The sequence below is a fragment of the Rhizobium sp. K33 genome (genome assembly GCF_056501445.1).
On record NZ_CP096478.1, the window covers coordinates 1,861,739 to 1,876,663 of the forward strand.

The window sequence follows — 14,925 nt, forward strand, 5'->3', positions numbered from 1 at the left end:
AGATGCGCGTGCAGCAGGTTTCCCGCTTCCTGGATAGAACCACGGCCCCACACATCGTCAGTCTGGTGGCGATCGCGGGATTGTCAGCGCTGACAATGAACATCTTCCTCCCGGCCCTGCCCGCCATGGCATCCGATCTCGGCGTGGATTATGATCGCGTGCAGATCCTCGTCTCCGGCTACATCGCGATGACCGCACTGGTACAGCTGGTGATTGGCCCGCTGTCGGACCGCTACGGTCGCCGGCCGGTGATGCTAGGCGCCTTGGGCATTCTGATCGCCGCCTCCCTGATCTGCATGATCGCGACCTCGATCGAGATCCTGACGATTGCGCGCATGGTGCAGACGGCAGTCGTCGCCGGCCTGGTTCTCTCGCGCGCCATCATCCGCGACATGGTGCCGATGGACGAGGCAGCCTCGATGATCGGCTATGTGACCATGGGCATGACGCTGATCCCGATGATCGGCCCGACACTCGGCGGCCTGCTCAGCGATAACTTCGGCTGGCGCTCGAACTTCACCGCGATCCTCGTTGCCGCCGTCCTCGTGCTGATCCTCGTCTACCGCGACCTCGGCGAGACGAACCGCCAGAAGAGCGGCAGCTTTTCCGCCCAGTTCCGCGCCTGGCCGCGCCTGCTCGCCTCCCCGCGTTTCTGGGGCTACACGATGGCCGGCACCTTCACCTCGGGCGCCTTCTTCGCCTTTCTGGGCGGCGCACCCTTCGTGGGAGGCACGCTGATGGGCCTGACACCGAGCATGCTCGGGCTGCAGTTCATGTTCATCGCCGCTGGATACATCGCCGGCAACTATCTCTCCGGGCGCTATGCCCGACGCCTCGGCATCGACATGATGATGCTGGTCGGCGGCATCGTCGCCCTCGCAGGCGCGGCGATCCCGATCGTTCTCTTTCTGCAGGGCTTCGTCTCGTCGCTGGCCTTCTTCGCCCCGCAGGTGGTCGTCGGCTTTGGCAATGGCCTGTCCTTGCCGAGCACCAATGCCGGGATCGTCAGCGTCCGTCCTGAGCTTGCGGGCTCTGCATCCGGATTAGGGGGCGCGATCACTATGGGCGGCGGGGCCTTCGTCTCCTGGCTCGCCTCCCGCATCCTCTCGATCGAGACCGGCGCGATGCCACTCCTGCTGGTCATGCTCGCCTGCTGCGTTCTGGCTCTCGGCGCCGTCCTCTTCCTGCGCATCGCCCCTGGCGAGGAGCGCTGAGCCAATGGCAGAGACTAAGCCTTTCCCCGCCGTCATCCTCGCTGGAGGCCTGTCCCGGCGTATGGGCTCGGACAAGGCGATGATCCCTTTCGGCCGAGGAACGCTCGCCGAACATATCGCCGAACGACTGGCGCCACAGGTTTCCAGCGTCTCGCTGAATGCCCCGCTCGACCACCCACTTGCCGGCCGGCTGCCGCTGCTTCCCGATCCGATCCCTGATCGTCCCGGCCCCCTGGCCGGCGTTCTGGCAGCTCTCCTTGCAGCAAAGGACATGCCCGACAGACCAACCCATGTTCTCACGACCGCCTGCGACACACCCTTTTTGCCACCGGACCTCGTGGGTAAGCTCACCTCGGTTGCAGCCGAGAATACGATCGTCATGGCCGCCTCGGCGGGGCGCGGTCATCCCGTCACGGCGCTTTGGCCCGTGACGGTGGCAGAGGATCTGAGCGCCTGGCTCGACGACCCTGATCATCGGCGGGTCTTCGATTTCATCGCCCGCCATCCGGCGAAGATGGTGGAATTTGCCGCTCTTAAGCGTCCTTTAGGACCTGTCGACCCCTTCTTCAACATCAACACGCCAGAGGATCTGGCTGTTGCCCAGGCCGTCCTCGACAAAGGTGATCTCTGATGACCAGTCCCCGCATCTTCGGCATCGCCGGCTGGAAGAATTCCGGCAAGACCGGGCTCGCCGTCCGGCTCGTCGAGGAATTCACCCGCCGCGGCTACCGCATCTCGACCATCAAGCACGCCCATCATGACTTCGACATCGACAAGGTCGGTGCCGATAGCTACCGCCACCGTGAAGCCGGCGCCCATGAAGTGGTGATCGTCTCGGGCACCCGCTATGCCATCATGCATGAACTGCGCGGCGCGCCTGAACCGAGCTTCGACGAAATTCTCGCCCGCATCGGTCCCTGCGATCTCGTGCTGATCGAGGGCTACAAGCGCGAACCCGTGCCGAAGATCGAGGCAAGACGTGAGGCGGCTGCCAAGCGCGAGCCATTGGCACCGACCGATCCGCATATCCGCGCGATTGCGGCCGACCACGCTGTCGAAGATACCGACCTGCCGGTCTTCGATCTCGACGACACCAGCGCGATCGCCGATTTTATCGCGGACGTCACCGGACTGCCACCGAAGCCATAACCCCCTGCCCAGATGCAAAAAGGGCCGCCGGATTGCTCCGGCGGCCCATCCTTTGTCTGTTTGCCGATCAGTCGTTGCTCGACACGTTCGCCGGACGCACCAGCGTCGTGACGCGGCGGATGGCGACGCGGCGGTTCTGCTGTTCGGCAGCCTCGGTGCGGATCTTCAGGAACCGCTCGCCGTAACCCTGGACCGACATGTTTTCCGGCGGGATGCCGTAGACTTCGGTCAGCAGGTTGGCGACCGTCTCGGCGCGTTTGTCGGAAAGAACAAGGTTCGACCGATCCGAGCCGACGGCATCCGTGTGACCCTCGATGAGGAAGACTTCACCCGGATCCTGCTCCAGCAGCTTTTCCATCGCCTGAGCCACGCGACGCAGGGTGCGGGCCTGCTCGAGCGGCACTTCGGCCGAACCCGACGGGAAGGTGATCGTATCGAGGTCGATACGACGAACCTTGTCGCGGATACGAGCCGACGACTTCACTTCGTCGATCGAGTAGACACGCTCGACGCGCTCGACCGGCGGACGGGCGAGGAAGTCGTAGTAGTCACGGTCCGGGTCACGGGTCGTGCTGACGATGTAGTCGCTGACCGGAATGGTCAGGCGCATCGGCGGCAGAGCGGCGCCGACGTCGACATACATGCTCGGACGCTGGCCATCGGCCTCCGGCGAGTACATCAGGACATATTCACGACCGCGCGGCGAGATCCGCGAGCGGATGATGATGTCGCCATAACGGTTGTAGACCGTGACCAGCTTGCTGCCGTCAGCACGCTCGATGGTCTCGCGAACGCGACCACGCGACAGCTGCTCGTAATACGTCTCCTCGGCATCGTAGCGCAGACGCTGGCGGTCGTCGCTGCGGACGACAATGCGGTCGCCGACATTGATGACGGTGCGGTTGTCGATCTGCTCGATGACCCGAACTTCCGTCACCTGATTGACGACGTTGTTCTGGACGATCGTGTTGTTGGTGACGTTATTGGTCACATTGTTCGTGACGTTGTTGGTCACATTGCTGTTGCTGACATTGTTGACGACGGTGGTCGGCACGTCGAAGGTCGGCGCAGCATCAAGCGTCGTGCCGTCTTCCGTGATGGTCGCCTGAATGGTCTGCGGATCCACCTCGATCGAATCGGCCTGTGCCTCTGCATCCGTTTCCGGCGGCGGAGCCACGTCTTCCTGCGCTCTCAGCTGATTGCGCTGCTCGCGGCTATCCTGCCCGCCACTGTTGTCGGCATCCTTGTCGCTGTCGAGGACGGCTGCACCGTTCTCAACCGGCAGGACAACGGTTTCGGAGGTCTGGGACGGATCTTCTGCGATCGCTTCCTTTTCCTCAGCTGTACGGGTGTCGGTGATCTCCTGGACAGGCTGATCCTCCGGCGGCTCGACAGCAGGCACGAGAACCTGTTCGCCTTCCGGCTGCTGACCATCGGCAGGCACCTCTTCATCGGTCGCCTGTTCTTCGGTCGGCTGCTGATCGGCGGGCTGCTCGGCCTGGTCGGCCGGCACTTCGCCTTCGTTGGCAGGCTGTTCGCCGGCGGCATCCTGGGACGGACGAAGCTCTTCGTCAGCGGCCGGCGCCTGCTCTTCGGTCTGTTCAGGTGACGCCTGTTCTTCGCTCGGCTGGGCTTCTTCCGCCGGCTGTTCTTCCGTCTGCTGCTGCTCTTCCGCCGGCTGTTCCTCGGTGGCCGGAGCGGCACATTCGGCTTCGGTCGCAGCCTGAGAGCCATCTGCGCAGGTCACACCCTCAGCGGCCGGCTCTTCGGCAGGCTGCTCGGCCTGCTCGGCTTCCTCAGCCTGCTGTGCTGCGGCTTCTGCCTCGGCCTCGGCCTGGCGCTGCGCCTCTGCTTCGGCTTCAGCCTGCCGCTGTGCCTCGGCATCGGCTTCGGCCTGACGCTGGGCTTCAGCCTCGGCGTCTGCCTGACGCTGTGCTTCTTCTTCGGCTGCGCGCTGGGCTTCAGCTTCCGCTTCGGCCTGACGCTGGGCTTCTGCCTCGGCTTCGGCCTGGCGCTGAGCCTCTTCCTCTGCGGCTCGCTGAGCCTCGGCTTCCGCCTGGGCCTGTGCTTCCGCTTCGGCGGCACGTTGCGCTTCCGCTTCGGCTTCCGCCTGAGCCTGTGCCTCTGCTTCGGCAGCACGCTGCGCTTCTGCTTCCGCCTGGGCCTGAGCTTCCGCCTCAGCCTGACGCTGCGCCTCTTCCTCGGCGGCGCGGCGCTGCTCTTCTTCAGCGGCTGCCTGGGCGTCGCGGGCGGCGCATGTTTCGGCATCCGGGGCTTCGGTGCCATCGCCGCAGACGACGGCCTGCGCGAGCTGAATCAGTGCTTCTTCAGCCTGGCGTGTTTGGCTCTGGCTCTCGCCCATGCCGATTGTCGAGGCACCCACCGGCTTTGCCAGCATCGCCACCGACAGCACGGGGATCGCAACCGTGGCCAGCAATCTGTTTTTCAACATTCTTCGAGTTTCCTTCCCTACCATCGCAACCGGCAAGTGAGCCGGACGATGTTCTTCAATAACGATGTCAACGACGCGTACCGTAACTGCCGCCAGACTAGGTTCCGCAGGATTAACCCTGCCTGAACGCATCCGGACGTCTTTTGCTCCATTGCCCATGATCGCATCGGTTCTCAGCGAACGGCAGCCCTGCTCCCGCCTGAACCACTGCAATTTTTGTCCAAAGCGCTGTTTCCTGTTGATTTCGTCACTCAAACAAGACGAATATTGGGCCCAAGTGTGGACGACCATGCCACACGATCACGGGCAGCTGCATCACAACAACAAGCAGCGCCCACCAACAGAGAGGATCTCATGCGTATTCCGACACGTTTTCTGGCCGCAGCTTCCATCGCAGCCCTGTCGCTCTTTGCCGGCTCGGCGATGGCTCAGGAAAAGCTGATCATCGGCACCGAAGGCGCCTACCCGCCGTTCAACAACCTGGAAGCCGATGGCTCCCTCGTTGGCTTCGACATCGACATCGCCAAGGCGCTCTGCGAGGAAATGAAGGTCACCTGTGAATTCGTCACCCAGGATTGGGATGGCATCATTCCGGCGCTGCAGGCGAAGAAGTTCGACGCGATCATCGCGTCCATGTCGATCACCCCGGAGCGTCTGGAAAAGGTCGACTTCTCCAAGAAGTACTACAACACGCCGCCGGCCGTCGCCGTGCCGAAGGACTCCGCCATCACCGATGTGGCTGGCCTTGCCGGCAAGACCATCGGCGCTCAGTCTTCGACGACCCACGCCAACTATGCCGAAAAGCACATGGCCGACAGCGAGCTGAAGCTCTACCCGACTGCCGACGAATACAAGCTCGACCTCGAAGGCGGCCGCGTTGACGCCGTGGTCGACGATATCGTCGTCCTCTCGGAATGGCTGAAGACGGATGCCGGCGCCTGCTGCAAGATCCTCACTCCGCTGCCGGTTGACGTTGAAATCAACGGCGAAGGTGCAGGCATTGCGGTTCGCAAGGGTGAAACCGAGCTGGCCGACAAGTTCACGGCTGCCATCGCGGCGATCCGCGAGAACGGCAAATACGCCGAAATCAACAAGAAGTATTTCGATTTCGACGTTTACGGCGAGTGATCCCGGGATAAGCTGATAAAGCCGAGTGGCGGAAGTCGAACACTTCCGCCATTTTGCATTTGAACTGCAACGACATCAAAAAGGCGGACAAACCGCCAAGGGGGAATGGCATGGGCGGATTGTCTTCCGCGCTCGGCTCGATCTGGGAGTGGATCAACTACGCATTCGATCCGCTCTGTGGTCCGGTCGGGCTTTTCCGGCTGTTGGCAGCGGACACCCTGGTCGGCTGCGGCGACACCGGCTGGGGCGACGAAATCGCCTTCGGCGTGAAGGTGACGATTTCGCTGGCGCTCGCCACCCTGCCCGTTGGCCTAGCTCTCGGCTTCCTGATTGCGCTCGCCAGACAATCGGGAGAATGGAGCCTGCGCGCCGCGACCGGTGTCTACACGACGATCTTCCGCGGACTGCCCGAACTGCTCACACTCTTCATCGTGTATTTCGGCTTCCAGATCCTGGTGCAATCGGTCCTGACCTGGTTCGGCATCGAGCAACGCGTCGAGATCAACGCCTTCGTCGCGGGCATGATCGCGCTTTCCGTTGTCTTCTCGTCCTATGCCTCGGAAGTCCTTCTCTCCGCCTTTCAGGCCATTCCCCGTGGTCAATATGAAGCGGGCAGCGCAGTCGGCCTCTCGAAACGCCGGACCATGTGGCTGATCATTATTCCCCAGTTGATCCGGATCGCGCTTCCGGGCCTGAGCAATCTCTGGCTCGTCCTTCTGAAGGACACGGCGCTCGTTTCCGTCATCGGCCTTGCCGATATCGTCCGCCAGACCGGCGTCGCAGCGCGCGTGACGAAGGAAGCATTCCTGTTTTACGGGATTGCCTGTCTCCTTTACCTGCTGCTGGCAACGGTCTCGTCGATCGGTCTCAACGCTGTTTCCCGCTGGGCCAATCGTGCGGAGGTCGGACGATGAGCCACGCAGTGGAGATGATCCCCGCCCGCCCCGCCCCACCGGCCAAAGCCAGCCGCATCAGCGCCGCGCGCATCCTCGGATATGCCATACTCGCGCTCTGGGTGGTGCTCGGCGTTGCACTCGTCTGGTACCTCGCATCGAGCTGGGACCCGGAGAAAATCGAACGCTATGGCTGGCGTTACCTCGACGGGCTGGCAACAACGCTGATCCTGACCTTCGGATCGATTACGCTCGGCGCCATTCTGTCCTTCCCCGTGACCTTCGCCCGGATGTCGAAGAACCCGGTTCTGAACACGATCGCCTACGGCTACGTCTACGTGTTCCGCAGCACGCCGATGCTCTTGCAGATCTTCCTGATCTATTACGGCCTCGGCTCCTTCCGCGCCCAGATCGAGGCGATCGGCCTCTGGTGGTTTTTTCGCGAGGCCTGGTACTGCGCGCTCTTCGCGATGACGTTGAACACAGCAGCCTATCAGGCCGAGATCCTCCGTGGCGCCATCGAGAGCGTGCCACGGGGCCAGACCGAGGGTGCCAAATCGCTCGGACTGCCGACGTCGGTGACCTTCTGGAAGATCATCCTGCCCCAGGCCCTGATCGTCGCCCTGCGCCCCTACGGCAACGAGATCATCTTCATGATCAAGGGATCGGCCGTGGTCGCGGTGGTGACCGTGCTCGACCTCATGGGCCAGACCCGCTACGCCTTCTCGCGGACTTTCGACTACCAGACCTATCTCTGGGCGGCGATCTTCTATCTCGCCATCGTCGAGGCCCTGCGCCACACCTGGGGTGCTATCGAAGCGCGCCTGACACGCCATCTGAAGCGCTGACTTGTACCGGGCGGCGCTGACCGTGCCGCCCGTTTATTAGCAGTTCCTTCACCATCCGGTGCTTCCATGATCACAGGGCCCGCGTTGGTCGCGGCCCCGGTCGGTCGCGGAAGCGATGACACCGTCCGCGTCGATCCGTCTTCCAAGAGAACACGGGGAACGCATTACGATGAACACTGAAATGGAATTGATGCTGAAGGGCTATGGGCTGACCACCGCCCAGATCCTCTATCGCCTGCCCGACCACCCGTCCCTGCTACAGACCTACATCTGGCAGCACTACGATCTGGCGCCTGACTTTCCCGAAATGCGCGGCTTCCTGCGCTTCTGGCAGGACAAGATCGAAGGCCCGATCCACTCGGTCACCTACGTGCACAAGAAGATGATCGCCGCCAGCGAATGGCGTTCGCTCAAGGGCGAGTTCATCCTGCATTAGGTCAGACATGCACCTCGCCATGCGCAATTTCTCCATCCTTTGGCTTCCGATATACGACGGCGAAAAGAAGAGCGAGATAGAACGCGCCGACAAGCGCCAGAACGAAGCCGCCATGCAGCGGTCCGAGATCCGCATGGCCGACGAGCTGCCAGAGGTTGCCGACAAACTCCTCCGGCGCCTCTCCCTGCTGCAGCTTGGGGCTTGAGATCTTCAGCGCCCAGGCGAGAAGCAGGATGAGATACATCCAGATGTAATTGCGCCTGATACGGCGGAACAACGCCTCGCGATAAGCCATCAGGAAGACCGGCTTGCGCAGGCTTGCGGCAATCGCCTCGGCCCAATCGGGTTTGAGTTCGGCCTGGGGGCAGAGAGCCTGCGAGAAATAGTGCCGCTCGAGCTGGCGTACGCGGGCCCGGTAGACATCGAAGAAGCGGTAGCGCCGCGCCTCGATCAACAGGAAGACCGAGACCAGAAGCATGGCGAACAAGACGACGCCATGGTGCGATGACGGCGTTGATAGCGAGACGGACAGAAGACCCGCGACCACGGTCATCGACCAGTTGGTGGTTCGGTCTATGCGATCGCGCCAACTGGTCATGCGGCCCATTTCTCCACGATAATAGTGGATGATCATATTGGCCTTCTCGGCCGAACTCGCCGGCAAAGCAGGGGCAAGGCGCGCGGGCTTGGCGCTCTCCAGTGGCAGGATGCTCGTATCGGTCTGAGATGTTTGTTCCATGCTTGGCTCCCTGTCGGGAGAACACCAAGGGGCGCCCTGCGGTTCCCTTTTGATTGCCAAGCCGGGCGCGACCCGCTAGACGAGCCGAAAAGGCCCGGTGAGCGGCCAGGAAAATAGGAGCCGGACATGGCAAAGATCGACGAAGAAGCCCTGGCGGAAGCCTATAACCGTGCCCTCGCACTGGAAAAGGCCGGCGATGTCGATGCAGCCGTCAAGGCCTATGAAGAAGTCCTGGCAATCGACCCCGACGACCACGGCGGCGCGTCGGTCCGGATCGCAGCACTCGGCCGTGGCGAGGCTCCGCCCAAGGCGCCCGACGCCTATGTCGAGACACTGTTCGACCAGCATGCCGACGCGTTCGAGGACATCCTCGTCGAACAGCTGGGATATACCGTGCCCATGATGGTGCGCCAGCGCCTGCAGGCACTCAACCTTGGCCCGTTCAAACGCCTGCTCGATCTCGGTTGCGGCACCGGCCTGACCGGCGGCGCCTTGCGCGACATGGTGGACGACATGACCGGCATCGACATCTCGGAGAAGATGGTCGAGCTGGCGCATGAAAAGGATCTCTACGAGACGCTCTATGTTGCCGAACTCGAGGACTTCCTCGAAGACAATGACGACGAGCCCTTCGACCTGGTCACGGCCACCGACGTGCTCCCCTATCTCGGCGCCCTCGAGCCGCTCTTCTTCGGCGCGGCCGAAAACATGGTCACCGGCGGCATCTTCGTCTTCTCCTCCGAAACCATGCCGGCCGACGTGATGGCCGGCCGCCCCTTCATGGTCGGCCCACACCAGCGCTACGTCCACGCCGAGACCTATGTCCGCGAACGCCTGACCGCCACGGGCTTCGATCTGGTGGAAATCACGGACATCAATGTCCGCATGCAGGACGGCAACCCGTCACCGGGGCACCTCGTCGTCGCGAAAAAGAAATAATTCGAACGTGGGGGTTGCGAAAGACAACCCATGCGCGCATCAAATTTGTGGCCACAACGCGAATATCCTGCTTTGCTCCCTTTGAGAGGGCGCTGCGATGGATGTTGGCTATCTTGTGAACTACCTGAACGCATGGCTGGGTGAATGCTTTTCGCCCACCTGCCCGCCGAATTACTATGCACTTGCACTGGCGGTACTGACGCCCGCTCTATTCATCTACGCACGCAACGAGATGCGGCAGAAAAGGCTTCTCGTCATCCGGGACTTCCTCACGTCCTATCCCGCGACAACCAGGCCGTCCCAAGACCAGCCGGAAGGAACGGGCTATCTTAACCCGTCGGTCGAGTTCGTTCGATCCAAGTACGTGCAGGGCATTTCACTTAGCAAAGCATCAAGTCAGAGTGGCCGCAAACTGTCACCGGTCGAGGAGATCGATCAGTACATCAATGATGCTAGGCTGTTCGGCTGGGGAGACCTCAGACTGCTTGCATCCGCCCTCGGCATGATGATCGTGACCTACTACGGGATGGATGCGCTGCTCGTGGGGCTCTCGGCCAAGGTGTCGGCACAGGGCTGTGGCATTGCATTTCTGTCCCCGCTGTCCGCGCAAGTGCACCTGATCGCCGGTCTCGCGTTCGCCGGAGCCTTTCTCGCTGCCATCCGAGGGTTTACACGCGGGCTCGCCGCATTTGACCTCTCACCGATCACGTTCCTCCGTTACACCGTCGAGACGATCGTATCGGTCGTCTTCATCGTCGCTGCCTACCGCGCGATCCCTGATCCGACCCTCGGCATCCGGATAGTGGCCGAGTCCGGTGTGGCGACGCCCTCGCAGACTCCCGCTCCCCAACAACTACCTGACGTGTCCCGCATATGGCTGATTTTGGCGCCGGTCCTCGGCTACTTGCCAGACAGTGCTTCGAAGTTCGTGTTGCTGCGTCTGCAATCACTGATCTCCTGGGTAAAAATGGACGACGATCGCTTCAACAAGGTGACACGGATCACGCCCCTCGATGCGCTGGACGGCATCGACTATGCAACGCGCTTCCGGTTGCAGGAGTCTGGGATCTACGACGTTCAGGGACTCGCAACTTACAATCCGATCATGCTGCATATCGAGACCCCCTATGGCATCTATCAGTCAGTGGACTGGGTGGCTCAGGCGCAATTGTGTCACCTTGTCGGGCTCGAAAAATTCCTCATCCTGCGTGAACTGCAGATAAGGACCATTTTCGATTTGGAGAGGGCGATCGATTTTAGGAAGACCGGATCCGACGTCAGTGACAGCCCAGAAGAGTTCGATCTTCTGCTTGCGGGGGTGCTGATTGCGCCGACACAAAACCTCCGCGATGTCTGTAATATCGGTGGGACGAGCCTATTGATGGTGGACCAGAGAACCATCCGCCAAGCCGCCAATCCCGACGAATTTTGCCGCTGGTTCCGCGAAAACCTCGGGGTCACCACCACGGAAGTGAAAGCCCGTGTTGAACACATGATGGGCTGGATCGCCGACGATCTCCATGTCCGTCGTCTAAGGCGCATATGGCAGGAGATTTCCGACTCGCTGGGGGAACGCTCGAAACGCCTTGACGGTGAAACACCGAGACAGACCGCCCTCGGTTAGCAAGCAAGCCTCAGCGGTGTGGCATCTCTGACTTTTCCTTGATCGCGTCCTGCTTTATGCCTTTGCCTCAACTGTAATCGCAGAGGCAGAGCAAATGGCAAAGGTCGCATTCATCGGTTTGGGCGTCATGGGCTTTCCCATGGCCGGTCACTTGAAGGTCAAGGGCGGCCATGAGGTCAAGGTCTACAACCGCACCACCGCCAAGGCCGAAGAATGGGTGAAGAAGTTCGGCGGCAGCCATGGCCTGACGCCGGCGGAGGCCGCAGAGGGTGCGGATTTCATCTTCACCTGCGTCGGCAATGACGACGACCTGCGCTCGGTCACGACGGGCGAACATGGCGTGATCGCAACCATGAAGCCAGGCGCCATCCTGATCGACAACACGACGGCGTCCGCCGAAGTGGCGCGCGAACTGGCGCAGGCGACGGCCGCCAAGGGCTGCGGCTTTATCGACGCCCCCGTTTCGGGCGGCCAGGCGGGCGCCGAAAACGGTGTCCTGACCGTCATGTGCGGCGGCGAGCCGGAAGTATTCGAAAAGGCAAAGCCGGTCATCGATTCCTATGCCCGCATGGTCGGCCTGATGGGTCCGGCCGGTGCCGGCCAACTGACCAAGATGGTCAACCAGATCTGCATTGCCGGCCTCGTCCAGGGCCTCGCCGAGGGCGTGCATTTCGGCAAGAAGGCCGGTCTCGACATCGAGAAGGTCGTCGAGGTCATCTCCAAGGGGGCGGCCGGTTCCTGGCAGATGGAAAACCGCCACAAGACGATGAACCAGGGCAAATACGACTTCGGCTTTGCCGTGGACTGGATGCGCAAGGATCTGGACATCGTGCTGACGGAGGCCCGTCGCAACGGCGCCAACCTGCCGGTTACGGCACTGGTCGATCAGTTCTACGGCGAGGTCCAGAAACTCGGCGGCAACCGTTGGGACACGTCGTCCCTGTTGGCACGGCTCGAAACCAAGTGATCGACCCCTCCGCCACCGCAGCCGAGATTATCGCATATCTCCGCTCGATGCGGTCGGTGGAAAACGTCGCCGGGATGGCGCGCTTCGGGATCGCCACCGAGGATGCCCTCGGCATCGGCAATCCTGCCTTGCGCCACATCGCCAAAGCGATCGGCCCGAACCACGCGCGGGCCGAAAGTCTCTGGGCATCCGGCATACGAGAAGCGCGACTGGTGGCGATCTGGACTTTCGTGCCGACGCAGCTGTCGCCGGACGACATCTGGCAGCTCGCCGCCGATTTCAACTCATGGGAAATCGTTGACGCCGCAGCCGATCTGCTGACCGAGACGCCCTGCTGGCATCAACTGGTTGAAGACTTCGCCGCGGACGACAGGGAGTTTGTCAGGAGAACGGCGTTCGCCATGATCGCAGGCGCCACAGTTCACAACCGCAGTGAGCCGGATGCGACCTTTCTGGTATGGCTTCCGCTGATCGAGCGACACGCCGCCGATCCCCGAAACTTCGTCAAGAAGGCCGTGAACTGGGCGTTGCGGAACACGGGCAAGCGTAGCCGCGCTTGCCACGAAGGGGCGCTGCAATTGGCCGGAAAGCTGGCCGAAAACGCCGATCCGACCGCCCGCTGGATTGGAAAGGATGCCCTCCGAGAGCTGCGTGATCCGAGGCGGATCGCCAGGCTCAAGTGAAACGGCGTCCCTCTCAGTCTTCCGCGTTCTTCTGGCTGTCGAGCACCATGTAGTCGAGCGGCAGCTCGGTCGTGTACTTGATCTGCTCCATGGCGAACGCCGAGGAGACATCGCGGATCTCGATCTTGGCGATCATCCGCTTGTAGAAGGCGTCATAGGCCGCGATGTCGGGCACCACGACGCGCAGAAGATAATCGACGTCGCCGCTCATGCGGTAGAATTCCACGACTTCCGGGAATTCCGACACGACCTCCGAGAAACGCTTCAGCCATTCGATCGAGTGGCTGGAGGTCCGGATCGAAACGAAAACCGTCACCTTCGTATTGACCTTGCCGGGATCGAGCAGCGCGACGCGGCGTCGGATAACGCCGTCCTCTTCCATTTTCTGGATGCGCCGCCAGCAAGGCGTGGTCGAGAGCCCGACTTTTTTGGCGAGGTCCGCCACGGCCAGCGTCGAATCTTCCTGGAGAATGCGGAGAATTTTACGGTCGAGGCGATCCATGACAGGTCCTGAAAAACTGATTTTCCGTCATATAGCTGATTTCAGACAATTTATGGAAAATCATTTCAACCTATCAACAAGGAAACTTCACGCCGCAGGACAGGCAGCACTTCTGCCTCGAACCAGGGATGCCGCTTGAGCCAGCCGGTGTTGCGCCAGCTCGGATGCGGCAGAGGGAGCACCCGAGCCCCCTCGCGATTGGCGAGCAGGAAATCGCGCCAGTTGGCCACGGTCTCGGTCATGGTCTTGCGCCTCAGCGCACCCAGATGCCAGGCCTGAGCATATTGCCCGATCGCCAGGATCAGATCCACCTGCGGCATGGCATCCATGACCGTCTGGCGCCAATGCGGCGCGCATTCCCGCCGCGGCGGCAGATCGTGACCGTTTGCATCATAACCCGGGAAACAGAAACCCATCGGAGCAATCGCGAAGCGCGAACGGTCATAGAAGGTTTCCCGGTCCACCCCCAGCCATTGCCGTAGTCGATCTCCGGATGCATCGTTGAAGGGAATGCCGGTCTCATGCACCCGAAGCCCCGGAGCCTGACCGGCGATCAGCACCCGCGCCGTCGATGAAAGATAAGCGACCGGCCGCGGCTCGTGTGGCATCCGTCGTTCCGGTCCGCCGGCCGGACAATCCCGGCAGATCCGGCATTGCGCGATGGCGTGGCTCAATTCGCCGATCGGTGGAGGCAGATCGCCGCGCGGCATCACCGGCGGCAAGGGGGCATCAGCAGTCATTCTTTTATTCCTCGAACCAGCGCGACATCCATCGTGGCAGTAACGCCTCGACCCAACCGGCAAGTTCCGCTTCCTCGATCTGTCTCTGACGGCGCCAATCGGAAGGCCGCTCGAAACGTCCACGCCAGATCCCCTCGCTCGCCGCCCGCGCCTTGTCTTCAGCCGCCAGATATCGTCCGTCGGCAACGGCAAAGCCGGCCGAGACGATGCGCTCGGCAAGATCATCCGTTCCGGATTTGCAGAGAACGAGGAGCCGCCGATAGCGATCGCGGCCCGTTCCGCTGCATTCCCATGCACGGGCCACGACGAGGGTCGAAAGCAAATCCCGCGCGTCCTCGCCGCAGCGATAAGTGGAGCCATCCGCCGCGTCGCAAGTCTGGGCGAGTTCCGGAGCATCGATCCCTTCCAGGCGAAGCCGCTCCCCTGATGTCAGCAAGGTGTCGCCATCAACAGCCGTGAAAGGCCCCGCGAAACGCAGCGCCTGCTCGTTCTCGAGCTTCGCGATGATGAGCAGCGCCAGCGCCAGGATGGCGAAACCGAGCACCACATCCCGCAGGCGCTTCGTCACATTCCCACCCATTTCAACAACAGATCCTTTTCACACATGGCAA

The 14,925-nt window shown here is 61.9% G+C and carries 16 protein-coding genes; 11 read left to right on the forward strand and 5 right to left on the reverse strand.

Going from position 1 to position 14,925, the window contains the following annotated elements:
- The first annotated feature begins 2 nt into the window (after window positions 1–2).
- The 3 genes from M1E12_RS09240 to mobB are packed head-to-tail and all read left to right on the forward strand — an operon-like array spanning window position 3 to window position 2,363.
- A complete protein-coding gene (locus M1E12_RS09240; RefSeq protein ID WP_479564476.1) occupies window positions 3–1,214 on the forward strand; it encodes a multidrug effflux MFS transporter in 1,212 nt (403 codons plus the stop codon).
- Between the two features lie 4 nt (window positions 1,215–1,218).
- Window positions 1,219–1,845, forward strand: a complete 627-nt coding sequence (gene mobA / locus M1E12_RS09245; RefSeq protein ID WP_479564477.1) for a molybdenum cofactor guanylyltransferase MobA — start codon at window positions 1,219–1,221, stop codon at window positions 1,843–1,845.
- Complete coding sequence (gene mobB / locus M1E12_RS09250) at window positions 1,845–2,363, forward strand: molybdopterin-guanine dinucleotide biosynthesis protein B (protein ID WP_479564478.1); 519 nt, start codon at window positions 1,845–1,847, stop codon at window positions 2,361–2,363. Before mobA ends, mobB begins: the two co-directional genes overlap by 1 nt.
- A 67-nt stretch (window positions 2,364–2,430) precedes the next feature.
- Here mobB and M1E12_RS09255 read toward each other — a convergent pair whose 3' ends face one another.
- A complete protein-coding gene (locus M1E12_RS09255) occupies window positions 2,431–4,815 on the reverse strand; it encodes an OmpA family protein (protein ID WP_479564479.1) in 2,385 nt (794 codons plus the stop codon).
- Window positions 4,816–5,169: 354 nt separating this feature from the next.
- Here M1E12_RS09255 and M1E12_RS09260 point away from each other — a divergent pair, with 354 nt between their 5' ends.
- The 4 genes from M1E12_RS09260 (at window position 5,170) to M1E12_RS09275 (ending at window position 8,120) form a co-directional block, all read left to right on the forward strand.
- On the forward strand, window positions 5,170–5,943 hold the full coding sequence (locus tag M1E12_RS09260; protein ID WP_136541536.1) for an ABC transporter substrate-binding protein: 774 nt from the start codon (window positions 5,170–5,172) through the stop codon (window positions 5,941–5,943).
- A gap of 110 nt (window positions 5,944–6,053) precedes the next feature.
- Window positions 6,054–6,857: an ABC transporter permease gene (locus tag M1E12_RS09265; RefSeq protein ID WP_479564480.1), complete on the forward strand. Its 804-nt coding sequence runs from the start codon at window positions 6,054–6,056 to the stop codon at window positions 6,855–6,857.
- A complete protein-coding gene (locus M1E12_RS09270) occupies window positions 6,854–7,684 on the forward strand; it encodes an ABC transporter permease (protein WP_479564481.1) in 831 nt (276 codons plus the stop codon). The genes M1E12_RS09265 and M1E12_RS09270 overlap by 4 nt, the downstream gene beginning before the upstream one ends.
- Before the next feature lie 169 nt (window positions 7,685–7,853).
- Window positions 7,854–8,120 carry an aspartate-semialdehyde dehydrogenase gene (locus M1E12_RS09275; protein ID WP_113460900.1) on the forward strand — a complete coding sequence of 89 codons (267 nt, stop codon included), beginning with the start codon at window positions 7,854–7,856 and terminating at the stop codon, window positions 8,118–8,120.
- Between the two features lies 1 nt (window position 8,121).
- Here M1E12_RS09275 and M1E12_RS09280 read toward each other — a convergent pair whose 3' ends face one another.
- On the reverse strand, window positions 8,122–8,859 hold the full coding sequence (locus tag M1E12_RS09280) for a DUF2270 domain-containing protein (protein ID WP_479564482.1): 738 nt from the start codon (window positions 8,857–8,859) through the stop codon (window positions 8,122–8,124).
- Window positions 8,860–8,985: 126 nt separating this feature from the next.
- On the opposite strand from M1E12_RS09280, the gene M1E12_RS09285 reads away from it, so the two are divergent.
- The 4 genes from M1E12_RS09285 (at window position 8,986) to M1E12_RS09300 (ending at window position 13,072) form a co-directional block, all read left to right on the forward strand.
- Window positions 8,986–9,798, forward strand: a complete 813-nt coding sequence (locus M1E12_RS09285) for a class I SAM-dependent methyltransferase (RefSeq protein ID WP_479564483.1) — start codon at window positions 8,986–8,988, stop codon at window positions 9,796–9,798.
- Window positions 9,799–9,895: 97 nt separating this feature from the next.
- A complete protein-coding gene (locus tag M1E12_RS09290; RefSeq protein WP_136541526.1) occupies window positions 9,896–11,422 on the forward strand; it encodes a hypothetical protein in 1,527 nt (508 codons plus the stop codon).
- A gap of 94 nt (window positions 11,423–11,516) precedes the next feature.
- On the forward strand, window positions 11,517–12,389 hold the full coding sequence (locus M1E12_RS09295) for an NAD(P)-dependent oxidoreductase (RefSeq protein ID WP_479564484.1): 873 nt from the start codon (window positions 11,517–11,519) through the stop codon (window positions 12,387–12,389).
- Complete coding sequence (locus tag M1E12_RS09300) at window positions 12,386–13,072, forward strand: DNA alkylation repair protein (protein WP_479564485.1); 687 nt, start codon at window positions 12,386–12,388, stop codon at window positions 13,070–13,072. Before M1E12_RS09295 ends, M1E12_RS09300 begins: the two co-directional genes overlap by 4 nt.
- 13 nt (window positions 13,073–13,085) lie before the next feature.
- Here M1E12_RS09300 and M1E12_RS09305 read toward each other — a convergent pair whose 3' ends face one another.
- From M1E12_RS09305 to M1E12_RS09315, 3 genes are all read right to left on the reverse strand, one after another.
- Window positions 13,086–13,574 carry an Lrp/AsnC family transcriptional regulator gene (locus M1E12_RS09305; RefSeq protein WP_479564486.1) on the reverse strand — a complete coding sequence of 163 codons (489 nt, stop codon included), beginning with the start codon at window positions 13,572–13,574 and terminating at the stop codon, window positions 13,086–13,088.
- A 65-nt stretch (window positions 13,575–13,639) separates the two neighbouring features.
- Window positions 13,640–14,284: a uracil-DNA glycosylase family protein gene (locus M1E12_RS09310; protein ID WP_246035090.1), complete on the reverse strand. Its 645-nt coding sequence runs from the start codon at window positions 14,282–14,284 to the stop codon at window positions 13,640–13,642.
- A 34-nt stretch (window positions 14,285–14,318) separates the two neighbouring features.
- A complete protein-coding gene (locus M1E12_RS09315) occupies window positions 14,319–14,882 on the reverse strand; it encodes a thermonuclease family protein (RefSeq protein WP_479564487.1) in 564 nt (187 codons plus the stop codon).
- Window positions 14,883–14,925 lie beyond the last annotated feature (43 nt).